The following is a 345-nucleotide window of genomic DNA, read 5'->3' on the forward strand; positions in this document are numbered from 1 at the left end:
AATCGACCGATGCGGTCGGCATCAAGACGGCGCTCGCCCAGTCTGGCGGCGACGCGTTCGCCTCCTACACGATCACGCCGGAGGATGCGGCCGGGCCCTATGTCGCCTCGATCCCGGAAGATTACAGCCAAAAGGCCAAGCTCGACCGCATGGGCTACACCTCCGTCACAGAGACGCTCGCCGAGCGCTTCTACATGGACGAAGACTATATGAAGTCGATGAACAAGAGGCTCGACTTCAACCGTCCCGGCACCATCATCAAGGTCGCCAATTTCGGCACGCTGGTGTCGACGCCGGTCGCCCGCATCATCGCCGACAAGGAGAAGAAGGAAGTCTTCGCCTATG

General features: G+C 60.9%; 1 pseudogene. It reads left to right on the forward strand.

Annotation, left to right across the window (positions count from 1 at the left end):
• A pseudogene (locus EN818_RS31265) lies at nt 1–345 on the forward strand (hypothetical protein); the annotation flags it as partial.

Source organism: Mesorhizobium sp. M3A.F.Ca.ET.175.01.1.1 (genome assembly GCF_004791945.1).
Taxonomy (GTDB): Bacteria; Pseudomonadota; Alphaproteobacteria; order Rhizobiales; family Rhizobiaceae; genus Mesorhizobium.